The following is a 19,190-nucleotide window of genomic DNA, read 5'->3' as shown; positions in this document are numbered from 1 at the left end:
GGACCCTCTGAAACTGACGAGTGCCTTACGATCGAAGACTGTTAGCCTGGCCGTCGGAAGGAGATGCCGACTGTGTCCACCCGTGTTCTTCTGGTCGAGGACGACGTGATGATCAGCGAGGCCTTGAGCCTCGCGCTGGCAGACGAAGGCTTCGACGTCGAGTGCGCGGAAACCGGCGAAGACGGACTCGAACTACTCGTGGACAGCCGATTCGACGTCATTCTGCTCGACCTCATGCTGCCGGGCATCGACGGACTCACCGTCTGCCGGTCCGTGCGCGATCAAGGCGCCCTGCCGATCATCGTGATCACCGCCCGCGCGGATACCCAGGACGTGATCGCGGGCCTCGAAGCCGGCGCGGACGATTACGTCACCAAACCGCTGGTGGCCGGTGAACTCGCGGCCCGGATCCGCGCGCTGCTCCGCCGCACCGCACCACCTCCCCCGGCCCGGATCATCGTTGGCGGCCTGGAAATCCGGCCCGATGAGGAAAGCGTGCATCGCGACGGGAATCAGGTGCATCTGACCCGCACCGAGTTCCGCCTCCTCGCCGAACTGGCCGCGGCCGAGGGCCGGGTCGTCACCAGGGAGCAGTTGCTGCAGCGAGTGTGGGGTCACGACTACTTCGGTGACACGAGGCTGCTGGATGTCCACATCAGACGGTTGCGACGCAAGGTCGAACCCGATCCCGACAATCCGAGTCTGGTGTTGACCGTGCGCGGCCGTGGCTATCAGATCACTCCGGGATCATGACCCACGCGGGGTTCCGGTCGACGCTACGGCGGCTTTCCCTGCGCTGGCGCGTAGCCGGCGCCTTCGGTCTCGGCCTGGCGCTGGTGATGAGTGTGCTCGGTGCCGCGACCTGGAACCTGACCACCGGCTACATGCTCGACCAGCGCGAGCAGAGCACCTTGCGACAGTCGGAAGTCAACGTCGACCTGGTCGACAAGGCACTGGCTGAACATTCCGACAATCTCGACGAGCTTTTGACCGGGCTCGCCAGCGGTCCGGACTCGTCGATTCTGCTGTCGCGGCCCGGCGGCTGGCTCACCAGCGGACGGCAGATCGAGCCCACGGCCATCCCGGCCGCCCTGCTGGAAAGCGCGCACGACGGTGTCGCGGCCCGGCAACGGTTCACCGCCGACGGCATCCCCGTGCTCGCCATCGCGACCCCGGTCGGTAACGGCGACAGCATCTACGTCGAGCTGTACCCGCTGCTCGAACTGGATCGAACCTTCCGCTATCTCAGCATCCTGCTGATCACGGGCACCGTCGTGGCCGCGCTGTTCGGAGTCCTGCTCGGCGCTTGGACCACCAAACGTGCCCTGCGTCCGCTCTCCGCTCTCCGCGGAGCCGCTGCCCGTGTGGCACGCGGAGATCTGACGACCCGGCTCCCCCACCAGAACGACCCCGATCTCGCCCCTCTCGCCACCAGTTTCAACACCACGACCGAACAACTCGAACAACGGGTCCGCCGCGACAAACGTTTCGCCGCGGATGTCAGCCACGAACTCCGCTCACCTCTCACCACGATGGTCAACGTCACCCAGGTCATGACCCGCCGCCAGGACACGATGGACCCGACCGCCCGCAAAGCCCTCGGTCTGCTCAGCTCGGAACTGCACCGCTTCCAGGGCATGGTCGTCGACCTGCTCGAAATCTCCCGCGCCGACCAGGACGACGAAGGACCGGCCGAACTGGTGGATCTCGACGCACTGGTGCACCACGTCCTCGACAGCAGAGGCATGTCCGATGTACCCGTCGACACCGCTCCCGACATCCCGCTCGTCTTCGCCGACCGCCGCCGCATCGACCGGGTCGTCACCAATCTGCTCGACAACGCCGACCGCTACGGCGGAGGCGCCGTCGCCGTGACCCTTCGGCGGCGGGGCGACCACGCGAGGATAGAAGTCGACGACGCCGGCAGCGGCGTCCCACCCGCCCTACGGGAGCGCATCTTCGAACGCTTCGCCCGCGGCCTGCACGCCGGCCGCCGGGACCGCGAGACCGGCAGCGGGCTCGGGCTGGCCATCGTCGCCGACCACGTCCACCGGCACGGCGGCACCGTCTGGGTCGAAGACCGGCCCGGCGGCGGCGCCCGCTTCGTCATCGAACTACCGGAGGCGGCAGCGTGAAACTCCGTTCGATCATCCTCATCATGACCGCCGCCCTGTGCCTCGGCGGCTGCGGTGTGACCGACCAGGACGAACCCGAACCGATCACCACCCTTGCCCCGAGCACCACCCCGACGGTCTCCAGCCGGTCGGTCCCGCCCACACCGCCCCCGAGTCCTACGCGATCGTCAGGCAGTCGTCAGGTGCAGACTCCCGCATCTCCGACACAATGAGGAAGTCGTCGAAAGGAGGAGGGGGACATGACCGTCCGCGATCACCATTCCGACGACATCACCGACGAAGTCCGCCAATGGCTTTCCCGTGAGTTCGCGTCCTCGATGACCGAATCGGCCGTCCGCGAGATCGTGTGTTCGGCCCACGCCGATCTCGAAGGCCGGATCGGACCCGATGTCATGGGAGAAACGCTGCACCGGCTGGCTCGGTTCCGTGTGCTCCGCACACTCGGCAGCCGATGAGATCAGTCCGATCCATGTCTGGGCGAAATCGACAACAGCGACCGGAATCGTCCGTCCTCGCCCTGAATACTGCGAGCCGGTAGCGAGTTCCTACCAACTGACGTGCTGATGAAAGGTGAGTTTCCAGCCATCGTCCCGACGTACGTAGACACTGCTCACCCGAGCCGAATACGGAGCTCCGTCTTTGGTGGCGGTGACCCGGTAGTTGACCGCGCCGACGAAAAGACTGAGCCTTGCCGCGCTCAAACCGCCTAGGCTGCATGCCTTCCACCGCGCCCCGCATAAGGCGGCCAAAGCCGTTTCGCGTTCCTGGATCGGCTGCTGGTCGATCAGCAGAAGCACGATGCGGTCATCGAGAACCTTCTCGTAGTACGACCGTGCGGCAGCCGGTTCGTCGGCGAGCGCGTGCCAGGCACGTTGTTCCAGGCCGGTCAGCACGTCCACGGCAGCCGCTTCACACTCCGGCGCGGCCGAGATCGCGGCCGGGGTTCACCATCCGGCCACTTCACGATCCATATCCGGACCCCGCCGATCTCTCATCGCCGCGCTTTCCGAGTCGTCGCATCACCGCCCTCCGGCGTTCGCCGGACGGCGACCAGCTTGCCGCAGAACGGCGCGCGTGAACCTGACGATCACCTTACGATTTGACCGGAGGCGTACTCGGCGAGCCCTATGGCGATCTTCGACATCGTGCGCTGGACCTGCCTCTCTGAGGACCAGCGCCCCATGCCACGAGCCGAATATGTTCCCTGCCAACGGATCCGCGTTCCACCGCCGGGGATTTCGTGGAGGTCGATCGTCGCCTGGTGGTCGGCCATATGCGGGCTCTCCAGCCCCTCGTAAGCGAACCGCCGTCCAAGCGTGAGTCCGGTGATCCGCTCCCTGATGACCGCCTTACCCGAGCGGAAGGCCCGGATGGCACCGACTCCGTCACGCCCGTCCGGGGAGAGGCCGCTCGAGCTGCTGACGTCCAGTTCACCGGCGTGCGACCAGGCGGGCCACATCTTCGGGTCCAGCAACAATGCCCACACGACCGCCGGTGGCGCCGCCGATTCGGCCAAGACATCGTACGACCGCACTGCAGAAACCTCCAAGAGAGGCGAATGTGACGATCCGGATCGTCCCACACACCACGCCCACCGGTAACCTGCTCGGACCACCTCGAATTCGTATGTCCATTATGGACATGGCGTGAATTGGGCATGCCCAGTCGACGCAACTGGATCGAGAAGACGTGAGGACCTGCGATATTCCCTAACCCGTTCGTCGTCAATGGCCGACAGGAGCAGGGAAGCGCTTGCGCAGGTGATCGAGCCGCGACTCCTTCAGCAGCGGCAAATCCACCGCTGCCAGACGTGTCCGGTCAGCGGCTCGATGTCGTAGTTGAAGTCGACGAGCACCGCCTTGCGGAGATCGCCAATCCCGATCGAAATGCCCGATTTGTGCACTTCGCGCGGCTTGGCGCGGGGTCGCGAGTGGTAAAGAGCGTTTGATTGAGGGGGGCGACGATCCCAGCGGGTATCGGGATCGTTGATGAAGGAATCAGGACACTCAACGTCCCGATTCCTTCATCAACGCGAGGTGACCCCGGTCCCGGACCTTGATCAACGGAAGATCCGGGACACTCAACGTCCCGAATCCTCCGTTGATCAAGGCTGTGCCACTCAAACCCGGCGGCCGACACCCCGCCCACCCCACTGCGGCGCCGCTCAGGTCGCCTGAATGAAGTACGTGATGGCCCCCTTCATTGCGCTAGGCGCAATGAAGGGGGCCATCACGTACAGGGGCTTTCACGCACCGACCATCTGGACCGACCGTCCACCCCTGCCTCCAAGACGTTACGAAAGAGGCTTTCGCAACATGCCACCTTGGCCTTGCCCCTCTATAACCCCAATTACCACTCACGACCCCCCTGCGGAACTGTGCATATGGGCATCAATCTGCCTTACCCCTCAATAGTGTGCCCGTCGAAACCGGCGTCCGGCTCGTGTCCGGCGAGGTACCGGCTTACGTTGCGCGCCGGCACCTCGCCCTCGAAGCGGGTGACCGAACCGGCCTTCGACTGCAGGGTGTGCGGGGACGACGCCGAGCTCGTCGCCGAGTCCCGGTGACCGGTCCACATAAGACGCACCGCCGGGCAGCGGGATCACGACCACGAGGTCGAACGGGACTTCGCGGTCCACGACGGTGATCGAGGCCTGCTCGCTCGGATCGCGCCGGAGCCGGTTCGCCGCCAGCGTGCCACCGGTACCGCCACCGAGGATTCGGTCGCCCGCCCGAGCGACGAAGGGTTGCGGTGGTCAGGCCCCGGTCAGGCTGTCGAGGGCGGCGCGGATGCGCTTGCCCGCTTCCTCCGCGACCGGGCGAAGCTCCTCGCGTTCGGGCACCTCGATCATCACGCGCGGGTCGAGGGCCTGGACCAGGCTGCGTTCGTCGCCATCGGCGCGGACGACGACATTGCAGGGCAGTAGCAGCCCGATCGTCCGGTCGACCTCCAACGCGCGGTGCGCCAACGGCGGATTGCACGCGCCGAGGATCACGTACGGTTCCATTTCGGCGTCGAGCTTTTCGCGCATCGTCGCCTGGACGTCGATCTCGGTCAGTACGCCGAATCCCTGCTCCTTCAGCGCGGCACGCACTTCGGCGACGGCTTTCTCGTAGGGCAGGTCCAGGGTGATGCTCAGGTGATACTTCACAGTGATCATTCCTTTCGTGACGGGTTCAGCCGGCCCGCAAGGCGGCGGGGGCGAACACGGCCGCAGCCGCGACTCCGGCGGCGACCACGAGGATCAGGTAGGCGAACGTGCGCCGTACGGTCCGCGCCGGGAGCCGGTCGCCGACCTTCCCGGCCAGCAGCGAAGCCAGCAGCGCCACCCCGGCGAACACCGCGGCGATGCCGTAGGGCAGGTCCGGCATCGTGCTGGCGTGCGCGGCCAGTCCGCCCACCGAGGTGAGCACGATGACGACCAGCGAGGTCGCGACCGCCTCCGGCGCGGTGAGGCCCAGCAGCATGGTCAGGGCCGGGACGATGACGAACCCGCCGCCGACCCCGAACAGACCGGTCAGCACCCCGACGACCGCGCCGACGGCCAGTGCCTTGGGCACGCAGCTGCGCCAGTTCACCCCGCCCGCACTGGTCCGGCAGGCACCGTCCCGTTCGGGAGCGGCGACGAGCATCCGCACCGCGACCACCGCCATCAGGACGGCGAACGCGACCAGCAGCCACCGGTCCGGCAGCAGCTTGCCCAGCGCGGTGCCGCCGAACGCGGCCGGAACGCTCGCCGCGACGAAGACCAGCGCGACGGGCCAGCGGATCACCTTCGACCGCCACCGGGCCACCAGGCCACCGGCCGCGGACACGGCCACGACCAGCAGCGACGTCGGGACAGCGGCGGACAGCGGCAGCCCGACCCCGTAGACGAGCGCGGGGATGGCGAGGATCGAGCCACCCGCGCCGAGCAGACCCAGGGCAGCGCCGATGACCAGGCCGAACGCCGCCGCCGGCAGGATCGTCATGGCTCCGCCTCAGCCGGCGGAAAGGGGAAGCCCGGTCCGGGCCGCACGGTCGAACTCGTCGTCCACCGCGACGACCCGGCGTCCGGCCGCGGCGAGGATCGAGGCCGCGATCGAAGCGCGGTAGCCGGCCTGGCAGTGCACCCACACCTCGCCGGTCGGGACTTCGCCGAGGCGGTCCAGCAGTTCGTGCAGCGGGATGTGCACGGCGCCGTCGATATGGTTCTGCGTCCATTCCAGGTTGCGCCGGACGTCGAGGACCGTCACCGGCCGGTGGTGGCGAACCATGGCCAGCTCCCCGAAGTCCGCCCGTGGGAAAGAGCCGAGCGGCGCGTCGCCCGACCACGCTTCGGGGGTGCCGGTGGCCGCGGCTTCGACGCGATCGATGCCGATCCGGACCAGTTCACGCTGCGCGTCGGCGACCTGTTCGGCGGTGTCACCGAGCAGGGACAGCGGCGTGCCCCAGGGAATGAGCCAGCCCAGGTAGGTGGCGAAACTGCCGTCGGCGCCGAAGTTCAGGGTGCCCGCCACGTGGCCGGCGGCGAACGCGGTGCGCGACCGCAGGTCGACGACCCACTCCCCCGCCTCGATGCGCGACCGCAGCTCGGCCGGGTCGGCGGTCTTCGGTTCGGTGAGGTCGGGTGCGTCGGGTCCGGATGAGTTCGCCGGGCCCATGTGCGCGTAGTAGGCCGGGTAGGCGTCCAATCCGGCGAGCAGCTCGTCGACGTAATCGCGTTCCTGCTGAGTGAGCACCGGGTTGACCCGCTTCTCCCGGCCGATCGTCGACCGGTCGGCGTCGGACTGGGTGGCCGAGCAGAAGCTGCCGAATCCGTGCGTGGGATAGATCTCGGCGTCGTCGGGCAGCACGTCGGCCAGCCGGTGAGCGGACGCGTACTGGCGCTTCACCAGCTCACCGGTGTGAACGGGGCCGAGCAGGTCGGGGCGGCCGGTGGAGCCATACAGCAATGACCCGCCGGTGAACACCATGGGGGCGTGTCCGGGAGCCTCCAGGACGTAAGAGAGGTGAGTGAACGTATGGCCCGGCGTCGCCAGCGCGCGTACACGCATGTGCGGCCCGACGTCGATCACGTCCCCGTCCTCGATCGGCGTGCGTTCGAAGGACACCGGATCCGCGGCGTTGATGTGGTAGGCCGCACCGGTCACGCGGGCCAGTGCGAGACCGCCGGTCACGTAGTCGTTGTGGATGTGGGTCTCGAACACGTCGGTGATCCGCAACCCGCGTACCTGGGCCAGGTCGAGAACCCGGTCGATGTCGCGCTGCGGGTCGACCACGAACGCCGTCTCGCCATCCTCGACGAGGTAGCTGCGGTCACCGAGGCTCGGCGTGTCGATGGCGATGATCTCGATCATGAGTCTTCTCTCCTTATACCCCCGGGGGTATCCGGTTTCAGGATAGCGTACCCGGAGGCATCCCCGTGGATACCCCTGAAGGCATGACGAGACACACCTCGCTTTCTTGATCGCGCACAGCATCGAGGCGCCGGTGTGCGAAACCCGGGGACTTATCGAGGGCAAGGCAAAGGTGGCGCTGTCCGGGGCGCGCGGTCACTTCGGACGGCGCCGGCGCCCTGAACTTGGTACCCCCAGGGGTATGATGAACGGAGAACCAGGACCCACGACTCGCGGAGGAAACCGGATGTGCCAAAGGATCGTCTGCTCGAAGTGCGGGAAGCCGTCCTACCGAGGCTGCGGCAACCACGTCGAACAGGTACTCGGCGACGTGCCCGCCGCCCAGCGCTGCTCCTGCTCCGCCGAGCAGCCCGAACGGAAGCCGTGGCGGCTGTTCGGCCGCCGCTGAACACCGGGTGGTGACACGACCTGCGGCGCCGCACTTCCCGCGCCCCGGACTTCGTCGAAGACTTCATCCGCGACCGCCTTGTAGACGCCGTCACGCTACTCGCCGAGTACGGCCACCGGCTGCTGCCCGAGTACCGCTTCGACCCGCACTGGCCGAACACCTGCGGCGGGCCGGACGGATCCTCCGCTCCCGGCCCGGCTGCCTCGCGCCTTAGGCCAGGGTCAGGAACAGCTTCTCCAGTTGCTCACGATCGGCGGCGCCCTGCTCCGAGTCGTCGGACAGGCACTGCTCCAGCCCGCTGGCGATCAACCGGAACCCGGCCCGGTCCAGCGCCCGGGACACGGCGGCGAGCTGGATGATGACCTCCCGGCACTCGCGGCCCTCGTCGATCATCTGGATCAGGCCGCCGACCTGCCCCTGCGCCCGCCGCAGCCGCTTGCGCACGTCAGCGACCACGTCTTCGTTCAGCTCCACGCCGACCTCCTCAGGTACCCCCTAGGGTACCTGTTCACGACCGCGACCGGGCTTCGGCACGCACCTGCGCCATGCCGAGCTGCCGAACCTTGCCGATCAGCTCTGCGTTTCCCCGGCCAGCACCACGATCCCGAAACCGGGCTGCCTCGTGAGCGGTAAGGACGGTTAGAACCGTCCTTACCACTCACGAGCCCCACCACGGTCCGCCGCTCAGATCGCCTGAAGTACGGGAAGGCAAGACCTTCTCGCTGTCGGCATCACCGTCGGACTATCGGCGGGCCGCGCGCATTTCCTGGAACAACTCGAACTCGCCATCAGGGGCAGCGCTGAAACCCTGCCAATGGAAAGAGGTCGGCGTTACGTCGGTGAACGTCCACCGCGAGCGCCGCCCCTGGGAGTCGGTACCCTCCTGGATCATCCCTCCGACCCCGTCAGGCCGTCCGACCTGCGAGAAGCTCGAAAGAAGTTTCGGTGAGAACCACGTGATCTCCGCGAGAATCGCGGCAAGCCACGTCTGCGCGCTTGAGCACCGCACGTCAAACCTGCGATGACCGTCGACAGGGAACGCTCCCGGCTCAGGCGACGTCACCGCCGACCAGTGGGGATACTGCTTCCTGCACGTCGGCGCGATCCGAATCAGCAGCTTACGGGTTAATGAGGTTGGAATGATCGCTCGTAGCGAGACATATCCCAGCCAAGAATATTTCTCTTGCCTTGACTCTTCGCGAGTTCGAGCATCACCGCTGTCATCGATCGTTTCATTCTCGTCCAATCGTCGGGACTATGCCGACTCAGATACACCACGTGCCACCTGTCAGGGTCAGGCGTCCACGGTAGCCGGAAGAATACGCCACCTGTGTCGTCGGAGGCGAACGGTATGACCCCTCCAGGTTCCGGAAACGGCAGGTAGGTGTCATAGTCGTATTCCCAGGCTGTCCTCACGTTGGCCAGGGCCTGGTCGAAGTCTTGCTGAAAAGACCTCAGATGCATTTTGGTTTGTGTTGGGTTTATAAATCTGATCACGCTACGGAACATCCCCGACGGGAACCTGGCCATGAATTCCTTGTAATCACCAGGCAACAAGGTTCCTAGGCGCCGCTCGACGACACCCCAATCCACTTCAGGAGTTGCGGCGCCACCCCAATCAAGTGCGGCGGCGATAGCAGCCACCGCAAGGCGCGGGTCAGCAATAAACATTCCAAGCTCCTTCAACGTATCCGACACTACTCGGCTAAGGGCCGCCCATCAGGGTGTAGGTCAGGTAGCAGTCAGCGGAGGCCTCGACGATGACTGTTGTCACTGTCTCTCCCGCCGGGAGGGCTCCAGCTGTGAAAACGGGGTGCGAAGGTCCGAACAGGGCGAACACGTCGTCGACCTTCACCAGCCGTGTACCGCTGCTCCCCCTCGCACGGTCGAGCCCGGCACGAGACGTGCAGTACGGCCTTACTCGCTGTTCAGGAGTTCGATCGTCTTCGCACCATCGCGCGCCGGCGCACGTCACGTCGCTGCGGTAATCCCTGCCGTTGTAGTGGACCCGGTACGGAAGACCTTTCTCTCCCGGCAGGGCGTAGCCGACGTGGTTCGCCACCTTGGGGATGAACGCGACTCCACCCAGCGCGCCGAGTACCACCAGCACCGGGACAGACACCCTCACCACACACCGCCGTACACCGCATCGACGTGTCGCGGACCGGTCATCGACACCGTCATCGCCGGTCCGCAGCAAGGGCCCAGGTTCCCGCCCCGGCATGGTGCCCCCTTCCGGCACACGAAACGTTCCCAACCGCCGCAGCAGCGGCGGCGGCCAGCCCTTACGCCATCTCGGACAGCCGATGAAGAGCTAGCGGTTGGAGAAGGGGATGTACTCCACGGGCAGGTCGGTGAAGTCCCAATGGAGCAGGTTGTCCTGCCCGGTGTTGGTGAGGATCTCGTAGAGGAGCTGGGTGACCGGGCCGGGGTGCTCACGCCATTGGTCCGCGCTCTGGTCGTGGTAGGCGATCCTCCAGTGGTCGCGGTCGCTGGAATCGGTGATCCAGCAGAAGGTTCCGCCTTGGCCGTCAGCTCCCCACGGCAGCAGGCCCCCGGGCTCTGGGTAGAGGTGGTAGTCGACATTGTCGAGGTACTCGAGATCCTCGTCCCCGAGGATCTGCAGCAGTTCATCGAGGGCGTTCTTGTACTCCGCCCATGCTTGATCGTCAGCGACCGGGCTGTCGATCACGATCTGCCGGAACACCCCTCCCGGGAACTTTGTGAGCAACGCTTTGTAGTCCGAAGGCAGTGCGAGGCCCAGATCCAGCTCCACAGCGGCCCAGGTCCGCTCGGGGGTGAATTGTTCCCGCCAGCCTAGGAGGTCGGCGATCTCATCGACGAGAGAAGAGGGGTCAGCGTGTGTCATCGTCTTTCCCAGGGCTGGTCGGTACGAGTGGTGTTGCCCGCGACTATCAGCATCGAGTCTTGGACGCGTTGCTTTGAGGGGTGTTCTGCTCACCGGTGCCCGCAGCTTTAGCCATACTGTCGGCAATTATCGCTATCGGCGAGGTTGCTCTTGCATCTCAAGGGCCGGTGATTGGCCGACCAGCAGTGTGGATGCGGCGGTGTAGGCCTGTTCGTCCTCGGTGAAGGTGCGCCATCCGCCGAAACAGGCGAGCCGCCGTTCGCTGTCGACTACAGCCTGTGCCAGCTCGCGCACTCGATCATCGGTCGCTTCGAGATCAGCGAGGTGGCGTAGCGCGGCGATTCGGACAGGCAGGCATTCGCCGTGGGCGAGTGGGTGGGCCAAGTCGGTCAGGATGGTCACAGGCTCGGTCGGGTCGCCGGTGATCCGCGCCAAGGCGTAGGCGGCTTCGGCGCGAGTCCAGTCGTCGGCGGAACGGCTCAAGGAACGGAGGTCGTCAACGCACGAGGCAGCTTGTGGACCGAGGTCGGCCAGGAGAGCGATCGTCGTGTGCCAGAGGCCGGGCCGGGCGACATGATCTGTCAGCACGGCGACGGCCGTATCGGGATCGGCACCGGTGCGCCACAGTGCCCATGCCACGGCCGGCTCGCTCGCGTGGCGACGCAACGCGTCCGCCGCGCCGACAGCGGCGGGCCCCATGGCCCCGATCGCTTTCGCGGCCGCGGGTCGCACCTTGTCGTCGTCAAGGAATCGGATCACGACGGGTAAGGCGGCGGCCGCGCTCGGCCCCCAGGCTGCGATCACCTGGCACAGGTTCAACGCGAGAATGGCGTCGCGGCGGGCTTTGACCAGCCGGGCGATGACCGCGTCCAGAAGTGCATCGACGTGTCCACACAACGGGATCAGCACCTCGCCGATCCCCGGCTGCTCCACTATCGGCATAGCCCTGTCGTAGTAGGAGCCCGCGTGGCTGAACCCGAGGCTGCTGCCGGACAGCCGTTTCACCAGGCCCGGTACACAGCCTGGATGATGCTGCCTGGCCAGTGCCCACACCGCGGCGTCGCCCACGGTCGTCGCAGTACGAGAGTCCCGCACCGCGTGATCGGTGGTGCGGGCGACCAACTGCTCGGCATACGGCGCTCCTAGTTCGCCCACGCAGGCCAGCAGGGCAGCCGCCCGGTAACGCGCTTCGGGTGATTCGTCGTCGAGGTGCGCGGCCAGCAGCGGCAGCAACTCTTCGGTGGTGGTACGCCACTGGGACAGCACCTGCTGGACATGCCTGAGCGCGGCGACTCGCTTGGCCGCGTCACCGGAGCGAGCGACGCCGCGAGCGAACGCGGTGGCCGCGACCGGGTCGCCGAGCAACAAACTCCCGGTCTTGTGGACGAGGGCCGCCGGGCTGTGGCCGATCCACTCGGAATCCCGGTACTGCACGGTATCGGCGTTCAACACCCCCGATATCAGCAGGTCGACCTTGTCCGTCGCGACCGCGGGATCGGACGCGGCCAGAGCGTGCACGGCGGCCAGCCCGGTCAGTGGGTCATCATCAGTCAACAGCGTGCGCAGGCACTCGCCTAATACCTCGTCCTCCGACCAGGCGAACACGGCACCCAACGCGCACAAGAGATCGATCCGGATCGTGCGATCAGTCTCCACCGTCCACCGACGGCGCAGCATCGCGACCGACTCGGGATGACGGATACCGTCCGCGACGAGCGAGATCGCCGCCCGCCGCACGGCCGGATCCGCGTCGTCCAGCAAAGCAACCAGTCGTGGTCTCACCCTGTCCAGCGCGGGCCGCCAACCAGGGTCGACGAACCGCTCGGAAACCTCGACCGCTTCACCCGCCAGCCAGCTGATCAGCTCAACCACCTCCGGCCGTCCATGGACGGCCGGATCACCGGCGAGATCGACCAGACCGGGCAACGCGGCCGACGCCGCCGAGCACACCCATCCCCCTTGATGGAAAAGCTTGTTCGACAGGTCGGAAAGCGAGTCCGACGCCGTCTTCGCATCCGGGCTCGCGCAGCCGCGGAGCAACCCCGGGACATCCGACGCATTGCCGTAATTGTGCTCGAGCCGCGACCAGTCCACATCGTCCAAGGGGTCCCCCATGCCTCAACTCTAGGCAAGCGAACCCCGCCACGAAACGGGCGCCTCACAGGGTTCACACGAGCATGACCGCCTCCGCTGCCTCGATCAACCAGAGGAAACCGAGCACAGCACGCGAATCGCCACGTCGATGCCCACAGATTCCCCCGGATTAAAAGTCCCCAGCTCAGCCATGTCACCTACTGGCCTTCAGTATCAAATACTGTCAGTTCGTGCAGGTCAACGCCAGTCTTAGCCGGGGACGAGTGCCATCGTGCGCCGACCCGTGTCGAGCTCTACGTCGGCAACGGAGCCCAATCGGAGACGACGTGACTGTCACTCGGCAGCGCACCTGCTGCTGACTGAACTCCCGCTGCACATCCGTTTGGCAACCACAGATCCACCGGGCGACGCCGCTCGAACCTCGACGGTTCCGTAACCAAGCTCCGCGCGTGCCTGAGACTACGCGCTCCGCGAAGCCGACGGGATCCGCGGAACTGGTCCGCAAGGCCTTCGATACCGAACGAATTCGCGCGCGTTACCTCGATTTCCTGGTGAGATGGGTCGCGCCGTCGCCGGACGACTTCACGCGGCGCCTGATGTTGCACACCGACTGGCTGCACGTCATCCGCCGGGATCCGCACCTCCCGGCCGAGCACCTGCCGGACGGCCGGCCCGCCGCCCGTGCCGAGCGCCTGTTCCGGAAGCGCGACGAGAACTTCCGCGATGCCGCCGCGAAAATGGCCGAAGACCTGCGGGAAGTGCTGGCGGTTTCCGGCTCCGCCGATCCTGTCGCCGGGAGCTGAGCACCGGGCGTGCCCCGCACCCCGCCCGAAATGGTGGCTCTGCTTATCGCATGTCCGGCGGGCTTGCGAATCCGATCGGCGGTATGGGTGGCGACCATTCGTGGATAACGTCGGAGTCTGCGACAGCTCCGGCCGTAGCGCGCGTGCGGGGGGCGAATTCGCGCACTGGGGAAAGCACTGAAATGACTCGGCCGGTTTGCTCGCGCCTGGAGGTATCGGAGTGTCCGGAACGCTTGCCCGTCTTCCGTTGTCCCAGGACGTCGTGTCCGAAAGCAGGTCCCCTCGCTGGGCGGTGTGGCGTTCGCCGGCCGGTCAGCCGCGCTGGGCCCGGCCGGTGTTGCTGGGCATCGCGGCGGTGGCAGCGGTGCTGTACGCGTGGAATCTGCCGGTGGTGGACTTCGCGCCGCTGTATTCGGACGCCGTGAAGAGCATGTCCGGGAGCTGGAAGGCGTTCCTGTTCGGGGCCGTGGACGCGGATGCGACGTCCACTTTGGACAAGCTGGCCGGTTCGTTCGTGCCGCAGGTGGTCTCGGCGAAGATCTTCGGGTTCCATGCCTGGTCGCTGGCGTTGCCGCAGGTGATCGAGGGCGTGATCTCGGTGCTGGTGATGTACCGGGTGGTGCGGCGCTGGGCCGGTGTGGTGCCCGGTCTGCTGGCGGCCGGGATCTTCGCGTTGACTCCGGTTGCCGCGTCGATGTTCGGGCACAGCATGGAGGACGGTGCGCTGGTGATGTGCCTGGTGCTGGCTGTCGACGCCTATCAGCGGGCGGTGCTGGAGGGGCGGTTGCGGTCGCTGGTGTGGGCCGGGGTCTGGGTGGGGCTGGGCTTCCAGGCGAAGATGCTGCAGGCGTGGATGGTCTTGCCTGCGTTGGCGATCGGTTACCTGCTGAGCGCGCCGGCCGGGTTGCGTCGCCGGGTGAAGCACGTGGTGGTCGCCGGTGCGGTGACGTTGGCGGTGTCGCTGTCATGGATCGCGCTGTACACCTTCACCCCGGCCAGTGCCCGGCCCTACGTCGACGGCAGTACGAACAACAGCGCCTTCGCCATGGTGTTCGGCTACAACGGCCTCGGGCACCTGGGCATTCAGCTGCCCGGCGCCAGGAAGTTCGACAACAACGGCGGCGCGATCGACCCGCAGCAGCTGGCCGGGCAGCGTGACATCCTCCCCGCCAAGCGGGGAAACACCGAGGAGGACCCGACGAAAGCGACGAGCAGGCCGGTCCAGAAGGGCTGGGCCAAGTTGTTCGACGGCCACCTCGCCGTCGCGGTCGGCTGGCTCTACCCGCTCGCGCTGCTTGCCCTGTTATGCGGACTGTGGTGGCGGCGCGGGGCCGAGCGCACCGATCCGGTGCGCGGCGGACTGGTGATGTGGGGGGTGTGGCTGCTGACCTTCGGTCTGGTCTTCAGCGTCGCCGATGTCCCGCACACCGCGTACGTGGCCTCGCTCACGCCAGCGGTCGCTGCGCTCTCCGCCCTGGGCATCGTGCTGTTCTGGCGGGCCTACCGGGAGGGCGCCAAGCAGGCTTGGCTGTTGCCACTCGCGGTGGCGGCCGAGGTGGCTTGGGCTGCGTGGCTGTGGTCGCACTACCCGAATTTCCTGCCGTGGGCGAAGTGGGGTGCGCTCGCGCTGGGCGTGGCCGCTGTCGTCGCACTGGTCCTGGTGCGCGTGGTCAAGACCACCTCGCCCCGCCTGGTCACCGCCGGGCTCGCCGTCGGGGTCGCGGCCGTGGTGGCCGCGCCCGCCACGTACGCGATCTCCGTGCTGGACCCCGATTACTCCGGCATGTCCTTCGACGCCAATGCCGGCCCGGAGTCGGGCCGGATTCCCGCCGCGCCGCCCACCCCGGCCAACGGGGCGGGTGGGTGAGCCGGGCTCCCGGAACACACGGAGCGGCCGGCGACGGCGGGTCTTCGCCGCATCGTCACCGGCTGCCGCTTTGCTGGCAGCCCTCCAACATCCAGACAGTGAACATGTAGCCGATGCGCGTCGCCGCAAGCCTCAATGCAGCTCACGTGAAGCTGGCTGCGCTCGACAAGAAGGACTGCCCGAGGAACCCTGCACGCTTCAGCCCGGTTAACACCTCACCGATCACTGACAGGCCGTGGCGGAGCGAGGTGAGCAATGCGCAGCAACCCCACCACGGGATTACGTATATCCCACTCGATTATCACCCTCCACGCGGGATTCCGATGGTTTGCCTTTGATGCGGCAATCTCTAAAGCCCGATGATGCGTCAACCGGATTTGATGATTCAAGGTGTGCCACCGATGGCGCCATCGGCGAACGTAACAACCATGAAATCAGTGCAGGTTAAGAGAATTTCTTTCAAGGACATTCTCTTACCGGGCACCGATCATCAAGTTTTGCCGATTAATTCGCCAGCACGCGCGACCGACACAGGAACGATGCTTATTGTCAAAATTTATACATTTTCGCCACCCGACCTGGCCGGCAACGAGACGAACCTGCCCCCTGGACGTCCCCAAGAGCTACACCTAGACAGAGACATCGTGGAGATAGGCGGTATGCAATCTCGTCGGGTCCCCGTTTCGCATCTCCCGCCTATCGGAGACGGCCTGGCCGGTAATGTCTCCGCCATTATGGTCGACTCTTGAAGTATCGGTCTGGAAGTTCGAGCGGTGAGGTGTGACGAATGCGGTGGAGAGAGGCGGCTCATGTGAGCCTCGTGGAGTCGTCGTGGTGTTCCCGAGGCCTTCCTGTAACCCTGGTCTGCAGGTGGACTTTGCCGGATCAGATGGGTGGGCTGTGACGACAAAGGATGGCGGCACGGCCGGATCGCAGTTCAACCTGCCACGGTTCTGGACCGGAGCCCCGGCCAGGAACCCGTTCTTCGTAGGGCGCGAGGCCGAGTTGGACCGCATGGAAGCCCTGTTGTCCCGTGGAACACGACGTGGGCTCTACGTGACCGGCATGGGCGGGATCGGCAAGACACAGCTCGTTCTCGAGTACGTGTATCGCCACTCTCACGATTATGAACTGGTCTGGTGGATCTCAGCATCGGACGTCGGTTCGCTGCGGGCATCATTCGCCGAACTCGCCCGCACACTGGCAGTGGGCAGTGACGCCGAGTCGGCGGTCCATTCCCTGTCAGCCGGTACGCCGGTGCACCGGTGGCTCCTGATTTTCGACGGTGCGTCGAGCTTTGCGGACATCTCCCCCTACATCCCGGGCGGGTCCAGAGGTAGATTCTTGGTCACCTCGCGGAACCCGGACCCGCCGGCCAACGACTTCCCGGTCGATGTCTTCACGAGACAGGAGAGCGTGCGGCTTATCACCAAGCGACACCCCGCTCTGACCGACGATGAGGCCCACCGGGTCGCTGCAGCGGTGGGTGATCTGCCTTTGGCGGTGGAGCAAGCGGCGGCGTGGATGGCGGTCACCGGTGACACTCCCGAGACGTACCTGCCCATGTTGGAAAACGCGGTCCAAGAGCTGCTGTCGGCAGATAGGAGTGCCCACGCCGATCTCGCCGCGTTCTGGAGTATTCCGTTGCAGACCTTGGCCGACAGACATCCCGGCGCCGCGGCGCTCCTGGGACTGCTGTCGTTCTTCGAGTCCACATGGGTCAGCCGAGCGGATCTCAAGCTCGTGCCGACCATCGAGGTTGCTCCCGCTCTCGAACGTGTGCTCACCGATCCGATCGCCCAGGGCCGCGCCTTGCGCGAAATCAACCGGTACTCGATGCTCAAGATCGACCACCGCAACGGGACACTGCAAATGCACCGGCTTGTCCGCGAGGCCGTGCAACAGCGCCTCGACGAAGACACCGCCGATCAGTTCGGCCGGATGGCCGACGTACTGGAAGACCGGGTCGCGGTCGAAGTCGAATGGTCCACCGACACCCCGGCCGAGGTCGACCTGCTCAAACGGGACGCGCTGGCCGCCGTTCTGGCTCGACGGCTCGACGAAACCCGGGCGCGGGAACCGCGATCATCGCTGCTGATCCACCTGGACGGCGCTTGGGGGTCGGGTAAAAGCACCCTGATGAACTTTCTCGGGCGAAGGCTGACCGAAGGCGGATACCTGGTCGTCCGGCACGACGCCTGGCAGCAGTCACGGTTGTCGCCTCCATGGTGGTCGCTTCTCACAACTCTGCGCAGACACGTAGTGGCGGACAGCAAGTGGCTACGACGAGTTTGCTTCCGCCTTGCCGAAACAGCGGAGCGGGCCCGCCGATCAGGTGCACCCTACCTGCTGGCGTTAATCATGCTCGTGGTCATTGCCGGCGGTTTGGCGCTGGCCGTCAGGGCGGGAATCGGCGGAGCGGGGCAGTTCTCGGAGGTCCTCAAGGTCACCGCGCCGGTCATCACCGCGATCGGCTTCCTGTGGGCAGGAGCCAGGTTCGCCGCACGGATGCTGCTGTGGGGGTCGGTTCGCGGTGCCCGGCTGTTCGAGCAGTCGGACACCAACCCGATGGGCAGAGTCACCGAACACTTCGACTGGCTCCTACGCCGATCACGCAAACCGGTGGTGTTCCTGATCGACGACCTCGACCGCTGCAAGGATGCCCAGGTGGTCGAATTGCTGGAAGCGATCCAGACCCTGGTCCGGGACGCGCCACGAATGCACGACCCAACTGGGACGCAGCCGTCCGCAGCGTACTTCGTCATCGCCGCCGACGGTACTTGGCTGCGCAGAGCCTATGACGCCGAGTACGGTCCGACCGATTCGCTCGGCTACCAGTTCCTGGACAAGCTTTTCCAGCTCACAGTGCCGATGCCCGCCTTGAGCGCCACCGCACAACAACGGTTTCTCGGCAAGCTCCTCCGGCCGGGCAAACCCGACGCTGTGAGATGGCGTGACGTCGAAGAAGCGAAGGAACGCATCAGCGATGCCGGTAGCGACGAACAAGCCGTCGTCGGCACTCTCGCAGCGATGAGCCCTGAGCTCCGCGACGCCGTGGCCGTCGATGCCACCCAGGCGTTGACGGGCAGTGCTGTCCGTACCCAGCGCGAACACATCCTCCGCAAGTTCGCTCCGCTGCTGCCGCCGAACCCCCGTAGTATCAAACTCTTCCTCAACAACTACACGATCCTGCGAGCCGTCCGGACACTGGAAGGTGTCGCGGTCGACATCGACTCTCTCGCCCTGTGGACGATCCTGCGGCATCGCTGGCCCGCGGTCGCCGACGTGTTGCAGAGAGATCCAGCTTGCGTACGAGGAATCATCGAACCGTTGTGGTGCTCCGAAACCTTCCCAGAGAACCTTCAAAGTACGGCGCGCTCCACCGAACTGCGGGAGGTGGTAATGCACCGACCGGGCGGGCCGCTGACCGAGGACGTCATCCGCCAGTGCTGCGGAAGCATCTGACAGCTCAAACCTCCTTCAGTGGTACCCGTACCGGATTGGCGGCTCCCGGACGACGATTCCGACGGGGCCACCTACTCAGCCAATGGCAAGCTTTCGCCGTTCGGCTGGTAGCCCCGGTGTCGGCCAGGCGGTAACCGAACAGCCCCCGTCAGCACAGCTACTGCGAACAT

Annotated in this window: 19 protein-coding genes; 7 read left to right on the top strand and 12 right to left on the bottom strand. The window is 66.1% G+C overall.

The features are described from left to right. The first annotated feature begins 63 nt into the window (after positions 1-63). The 3 genes from H074_RS10890 to H074_RS10880 all read left to right on the top strand — a co-directional run bounded on the left by H074_RS10890 (position 64) and on the right by H074_RS10880 (position 2,590). A complete protein-coding gene (locus H074_RS10890) occupies positions 64-753 on the top strand; it encodes a winged helix-turn-helix domain-containing protein (protein WP_039922057.1) in 690 nt (229 codons plus the stop codon). Next, positions 750-2,135 (top strand): sensor histidine kinase, encoded by a 1,386-nt coding sequence (locus H074_RS10885; protein ID WP_007030077.1) that lies wholly within the window; start codon positions 750-752, stop codon positions 2,133-2,135. Before H074_RS10890 ends, H074_RS10885 begins: the two co-directional genes overlap by 4 nt. A 239-nt stretch (positions 2,136-2,374) precedes the next feature. Beyond that, the gene (locus tag H074_RS10880) at positions 2,375-2,590 is read left to right on the top strand and encodes a hypothetical protein (RefSeq protein WP_007030076.1); all 216 of its coding nucleotides are present in this window, start codon (positions 2,375-2,377) and stop codon (positions 2,588-2,590) included. A gap of 90 nt (positions 2,591-2,680) precedes the next feature. Here the strand turns inward: H074_RS10880 and H074_RS10875 are convergent, their stop codons facing one another. The 7 genes from H074_RS10875 to H074_RS10855 form a co-directional block, all read right to left on the bottom strand. Further along, entirely contained in the window at positions 2,681-3,034 is a 354-nt protein-coding gene (locus tag H074_RS10875) for a hypothetical protein (protein WP_007030075.1), read from the bottom strand. 188 nt (positions 3,035-3,222) lie between these two features. Beyond that, complete coding sequence (locus H074_RS10870; RefSeq protein ID WP_007030074.1) at positions 3,223-3,669, bottom strand: SRPBCC family protein; 447 nt, start codon at positions 3,667-3,669, stop codon at positions 3,223-3,225. Between the two features lie 246 nt (positions 3,670-3,915). Continuing rightward, positions 3,916-4,038: a hypothetical protein gene (locus H074_RS42025; RefSeq protein ID WP_268744760.1), complete on the bottom strand. Its 123-nt coding sequence runs from the start codon at positions 4,036-4,038 to the stop codon at positions 3,916-3,918. A 497-nt stretch (positions 4,039-4,535) separates the two neighbouring features. Beyond that, a complete protein-coding gene (locus tag H074_RS39180) occupies positions 4,536-4,712 on the bottom strand; it encodes a hypothetical protein (RefSeq protein WP_200865762.1) in 177 nt (58 codons plus the stop codon). A 178-nt stretch (positions 4,713-4,890) separates the two neighbouring features. Beyond that, on the bottom strand, positions 4,891-5,295 hold the full coding sequence (locus H074_RS10865; protein WP_007030073.1) for a DUF302 domain-containing protein: 405 nt from the start codon (positions 5,293-5,295) through the stop codon (positions 4,891-4,893). Positions 5,296-5,311: 16 nt separating this feature from the next. Further along, positions 5,312-6,106, bottom strand: coding sequence for a sulfite exporter TauE/SafE family protein (locus tag H074_RS10860; protein WP_007030072.1), 795 nt, complete (start codon positions 6,104-6,106; stop codon positions 5,312-5,314). A 9-nt stretch (positions 6,107-6,115) separates the two neighbouring features. Next, entirely contained in the window at positions 6,116-7,474 is a 1,359-nt protein-coding gene (locus H074_RS10855) for an MBL fold metallo-hydrolase (protein WP_007030071.1), read from the bottom strand. A gap of 286 nt (positions 7,475-7,760) precedes the next feature. Here H074_RS10855 and H074_RS40960 point away from each other — a divergent pair, with 286 nt between their 5' ends. Then, complete coding sequence (locus tag H074_RS40960; protein WP_007030070.1) at positions 7,761-7,922, top strand: hypothetical protein; 162 nt, start codon at positions 7,761-7,763, stop codon at positions 7,920-7,922. A gap of 210 nt (positions 7,923-8,132) precedes the next feature. Here the strand turns inward: H074_RS40960 and H074_RS10850 are convergent, their stop codons facing one another. The 5 genes from H074_RS10850 to H074_RS10830 all read right to left on the bottom strand — a co-directional run bounded on the left by H074_RS10850 (position 8,133) and on the right by H074_RS10830 (position 12,906). Next, positions 8,133-8,396, bottom strand: coding sequence for a metal-sensitive transcriptional regulator (locus H074_RS10850; RefSeq protein WP_007030069.1), 264 nt, complete (start codon positions 8,394-8,396; stop codon positions 8,133-8,135). A 651-nt stretch (positions 8,397-9,047) separates the two neighbouring features. Continuing rightward, positions 9,048-9,593, bottom strand: a complete 546-nt coding sequence (locus H074_RS40200) for an SMI1/KNR4 family protein (protein WP_152521383.1) — start codon at positions 9,591-9,593, stop codon at positions 9,048-9,050. A 34-nt stretch (positions 9,594-9,627) separates the two neighbouring features. Continuing rightward, positions 9,628-10,050: a hypothetical protein gene (locus tag H074_RS10840; protein WP_235096726.1), complete on the bottom strand. Its 423-nt coding sequence runs from the start codon at positions 10,048-10,050 to the stop codon at positions 9,628-9,630. A 186-nt stretch (positions 10,051-10,236) separates the two neighbouring features. Continuing rightward, entirely contained in the window at positions 10,237-10,791 is a 555-nt protein-coding gene (locus tag H074_RS10835) for an SMI1/KNR4 family protein (RefSeq protein ID WP_007030066.1), read from the bottom strand. A 132-nt stretch (positions 10,792-10,923) separates the two neighbouring features. After that, on the bottom strand, positions 10,924-12,906 hold the full coding sequence (locus tag H074_RS10830; RefSeq protein WP_007030065.1) for a HEAT repeat domain-containing protein: 1,983 nt from the start codon (positions 12,904-12,906) through the stop codon (positions 10,924-10,926). 428 nt (positions 12,907-13,334) lie between these two features. Between H074_RS10830 and H074_RS10825 the strand changes: the two genes are divergently transcribed. From H074_RS10825 to fxsT, 3 genes are all read left to right on the top strand, one after another. Continuing rightward, positions 13,335-13,688 carry a PaaX family transcriptional regulator C-terminal domain-containing protein gene (locus H074_RS10825; protein WP_007030064.1) on the top strand — a complete coding sequence of 118 codons (354 nt, stop codon included), beginning with the start codon at positions 13,335-13,337 and terminating at the stop codon, positions 13,686-13,688. A 220-nt stretch (positions 13,689-13,908) separates the two neighbouring features. Further along, positions 13,909-15,555 (top strand): ArnT family glycosyltransferase, encoded by a 1,647-nt coding sequence (locus H074_RS10820; RefSeq protein WP_083920400.1) that lies wholly within the window; start codon positions 13,909-13,911, stop codon positions 15,553-15,555. Between the two features lie 900 nt (positions 15,556-16,455). After that, entirely contained in the window at positions 16,456-19,020 is a 2,565-nt protein-coding gene (fxsT, locus tag H074_RS10815) for an FxSxx-COOH system tetratricopeptide repeat protein (RefSeq protein ID WP_007030062.1), read from the top strand. Positions 19,021-19,190 lie beyond the last annotated feature (170 nt).

This window comes from Amycolatopsis decaplanina DSM 44594 (assembly GCF_000342005.1).
Classification (GTDB): domain Bacteria; phylum Actinomycetota; class Actinomycetes; order Mycobacteriales; family Pseudonocardiaceae; genus Amycolatopsis; species Amycolatopsis decaplanina.
The sequence above is the reverse complement of the archived record's forward strand: the minus strand, read 5'-3'. Positions and strand labels throughout refer to the sequence as shown.